4 protein-coding genes are annotated in these 3,886 nt (G+C 62.0%); 1 reads left to right on the top strand and 3 read right to left on the bottom strand.

Annotated features, from left to right (window positions below; translation table 11 throughout):
• Positions 1-469: 469 nt before the first annotated feature.
• From A2J02_RS16155 to A2J02_RS16145, 3 genes are all read right to left on the bottom strand, one after another.
• On the bottom strand, positions 470-2,143 hold the full coding sequence (locus A2J02_RS16155) for a cation:proton antiporter family protein (protein ID WP_068051199.1): 1,674 nt from the start codon (positions 2,141-2,143) through the stop codon (positions 470-472).
• Positions 2,144-2,354: 211 nt separating this feature from the next.
• Positions 2,355-2,810: a tellurite resistance TerB family protein gene (locus A2J02_RS16150; RefSeq protein WP_068051197.1), complete on the bottom strand. Its 456-nt coding sequence runs from the start codon at positions 2,808-2,810 to the stop codon at positions 2,355-2,357.
• 91 nt (positions 2,811-2,901) lie between these two features.
• Positions 2,902-3,234: a hypothetical protein gene (locus A2J02_RS16145; protein ID WP_068051195.1), complete on the bottom strand. Its 333-nt coding sequence runs from the start codon at positions 3,232-3,234 to the stop codon at positions 2,902-2,904.
• 192 nt (positions 3,235-3,426) lie between these two features.
• Here A2J02_RS16145 and A2J02_RS16140 point away from each other — a divergent pair, with 192 nt between their 5' ends.
• Positions 3,427-3,765, top strand: coding sequence for an RNA polymerase-binding protein RbpA (locus A2J02_RS16140; RefSeq protein ID WP_027497120.1), 339 nt, complete (start codon positions 3,427-3,429; stop codon positions 3,763-3,765).
• Positions 3,766-3,886: the final 121 nt, after the last annotated feature.

Here is a 3,886-nt window from a genome sequence, read left to right as displayed (position 1 = left end):
TGGTATCGATGCAGCTCAGGCGAGTATCGGCGAAGCACGGGGGCAGTTACACGAAGCAGAGATATTCGCGCCAAGTGCTGATAACCAATCTACTAGTTGACATAATGTTGATTATCGGCAAAAAGGAGCCGCAGTTCAGGGGTGTCTCGACGGACGCCGCGCGACTTCGGTTCCTGTGGCCGACCCATTCACAACGCTTCCGCGTCGAACGCTGTGTGCACGTCCCACTCGAGCGCTGCGGCGGACACTCGGCGCTGTTGTCCAACGGGCAGCTCCTTGCGACGGTTGGACGAAATGTGTGAATCAGATGGAGCTTGCGTCACTCTCTTGCATTCCCCTCGCCCCACCTTCAACCTTACAAAGCGTCACAGTGACGTTTTGTAAGGGTGGAGTTGGGACGAGCAGGCCGCGGTCCAGTGGCCGAGTCGGTGTCTCTCCCCTGGCCTTCGTATGCTCCAGGCGGGGTCGGTTATGGATGCTCGTCGAGCGGTACCGGTTTCGTGGTCGGCCGAGGGACCTTCTCGGACTGTGAGGTATCGAGGTCGGGGTCGTTTTCGTCGCCGACGGGATCGGGCGAAGTGGTGGCCACCTGATCCGCCAATTCCAACCCCGCACCTGCGTAGACATTGAACGCGATGTCCACGCCGTGCTCCTTGGCCCACTGCACTTCGTCGTCGTAGCGGGCCACTGCGGCGACTGTTCCACTGAATCCGGATTCGCGCAGACAGGCGAGTGCTGTGACATTGGCACCGTGACGCGGCATCGCGAGCACGGCAATGCGTACCGACTCGGAATGCCGTAGTTGATGCCAGAAATCGAGATCGGTTGCGTCCCCTTCGATGACTCGTAATCCCTGATCGGCCAGGCGACGAATGCGAGGCCCGTCGTAGTCGACTCCTACGGCATCCAGGCCGTAGTGATCGGTGAGCCGCTGATATGCCGCGAACCCGACACGCCCCATTCCGATCACGACCACCTCGGCGTCGCCGGCATCGCCGGAGCGTTCCTCGGGATGCAAGCTCGACTCGTCCTGCTCGGGTAGACGGGTCGCGATCTTCTCGACCATCAGGTGGCCACGACCGTTCACCAGAGCCGACGCGACGAAACTCAAAGCCACGGCGATCGACATCTCGACCAGCCAGGCCGGTGCGAGTAGGCCGGTCGTCACTCCTACCGACACGACGATCAGGCCGAATTCGGAGTAGTTCATCAGGCTCAGTCCGGCCAGGAGCGCGGTCCGATATCGCAACTTCATCAGGGCGAACAGCGCCAAGTACAGGACGGATTTGAGTGGCAGCAGAAGCACCATGAGGAGGGCGACACCGAGACTGGGTAGGTCCGGCAGCCCGGACAAACCGATCGAGACGAAAAAGCCCACCAGGAGCAGTTCCTTGATGTGGAACAGCGATCGTGACAGTTCCGACGAGGCCGGATGCGATGCCAGCAACACGCCGATGACCAGTGCGCCCAGATCCCCCTTGAGCCCCAGGGCGGAGAACAGGGCGTAACCCGGGACCAGCGCCATCACGATGCCGAACAGCGACTGCATCTCGCCGTGGCCGAGTCCGCTCCAGATCTTCCGAAGGATCCGCGTCACCGGCCACAGCAGTACGAGCGTCACCGCCCATGGGCTCGGTAGCGAGCCGCTGGTTATGGTGAGAAAAACCACGGCAACGATGTCCTGCATGACCAGGACACCGATCGCCACCCGTCCGTAGAGGGCGTGCGACTCCCCTCGCTCTTCCAGAACCTTGACCACGAACACCGTGCTCGAGAACGACATCGCGAATGCGAGCAACGCTATCGTCGTCAGACTTTGGCCGGACAACATGGCCAACCCGGCGACGGCGGCGAGCCACAGCACGGTGGTACCGACCACGATGCTCGCCACCAGATGCACCGATGTCGTCAGCCACACCTCCCGGCGCAGAAGAATACGAACGTCGAGCTTGAGACCGATTGCGAACAACAGCAGTGTCACGCCCAGGTCGGCGATCAGCTCGAGCTGGGGCACCTCACCGACATCGAGCGCATTGATGACGAAACCGGCAGCGAGAAACCCGACCAAGGGAGGTAGCCGTACCACCATGGCGAGTCCGCCCAGACCGAAGGCGATGACGAGGTAGATCGCGGCAACTGTCATGCACGGTCCCTTTGCTGGTGGGCTGCAACCGGATCTCCAACGGATCTTTCGACGTCGGCACAAGCCGTCGGAGTGCCCCTAGTATCCCGGCATACGCCACATTTCACAGCGGACGACTGCCGACGAGAACGGCGATCGACGAAGTCGCCTGATGACTTCGTCGATCGCCGTCAGCACGATCGACTACCGCGGTCCTTCCGTACGGAAGGACTCAGAGCTCGAACTCGGCCGGATCGATTCCGACTGCGAAGCACGCATTGCGCACGGCAGCCTTCTCGTGATCGTCGAAGTGGCCGTCCGCGCCGCCGATGATGATGCCGATCTGGATGACGGCCCGTGCCTGGTCGGGCTTCGACTTCAGCTTGCCGATCGTGGCTGTCGCCTCGACCTTCCCGAAGTCGAAGTCTCCCTGCAGCTTGTCGCAGTACCAGTCGAACTTCTGCCGAAGCTCGTCGGGCTCGAACACTCTCAGAGCCTCGTTGCCGGCGATCAGTGATGCCTTCTTCTGGCGCTCGGCAGGATCGATGGTGCCGTCCGCCGCCGCGATCAGGGCACACATGGCCATGCTGCCGTTGGCGAATTCCTTGTTCTTGAACTGGCTGGTCTTGGTCTGCAGCTGGCCGTTCAATTCCTGTGCCTTGGATTTGAGTTGATCCCAGAACGCCATGGAGCTCCTCACTAGGTCGTACCGCCTGCGCAGTCGCGCGGGCGGTACGACCATTGTCCATGGAGTCGGTGAACGAGTAAGGAACCGCAGTTCAGCGCAGTCGCTCTGCGTCATGAGCTTTGGCCAACAGCTCGGCGCACAGTCGGTGCAGTTCCGCAGCGTCGGCACCTTCCGCCACCGCCGTGCTGACGTCCTCGGCGGCACACCGAACCTCGAACGCTCTGTCTGCCACGGCCGACACCTCCTCCGCGGTCAGCACGACGGCGTCGTCGGGAATCGACGTCCCTTTCGTCGCGCTGCGCTGCTCGTAGGCTCGCTGACGGCACGATTGACGGCAGTACCGCCGCTTACGGCCGGTTCCTGTATCGGCGACCGGGCGCCCGCACCAGGCGCATGTCTGGTCGCGGCGGGTTCTGGCGGACATGGTCGTTCAGCCTACTGCGGCCGCGAGGTAAGATCGCCCGATAAGCTGCGCCGATGGGATCGCACCGGGACTCATCGGCCCGGGAACGAACCGACGCGCGGCGACGTTGTAGATCAGTGGGTAGACGGTGTAGTTCGATGTCGACGGATGGCTTCGACGCACGTACCTACTATCGATGGAGAGGACTTCACCATGGCAGATCGTGTACTTCGAGGTAGCCGACTGGGAGCGGTCAGCTACGAGACCGACCGTGATCACGACCTGGCGCCCCGCCGCGTTGCGCGCTACCGGTGCGACAACGGCGAGGAGTTCGACGTACCGTTCGCCGACGATGCCGAGATTCCCGGAACCTGGGCTTGCCGCAACGGTCTGGAAGGGTCGCTGATCGAGGGAACCGCGCCGGAGGCCAAGAAAGTCAAGCCTCCCCGTACGCACTGGGACATGCTGCTCGAGCGTCGTTCGGTCGACGAGCTCGAGGAGCTTCTCAAAGAGCGTTTGGACCTGCTGAAGGTCAAGCGCCGCGGCGCATGACGTTCACCGCACTCTGCACCGCCTGATTGGAAACAATCCGGCGGTGCAGTTTTTTTATGTATATCGAACTTATCGGATGTTTTCGCGGACCTTTGTTGCATTCATTGTCGCCTGACCAGCT

Origin of the sequence: Rhodococcus sp. EPR-147, from assembly GCF_001647185.1 — a bacterium.
GTDB lineage: Bacteria > Actinomycetota > Actinomycetes > Mycobacteriales > Mycobacteriaceae > Rhodococcoides.
This window is presented reverse-complemented; position numbering and strand designations above follow the sequence as displayed.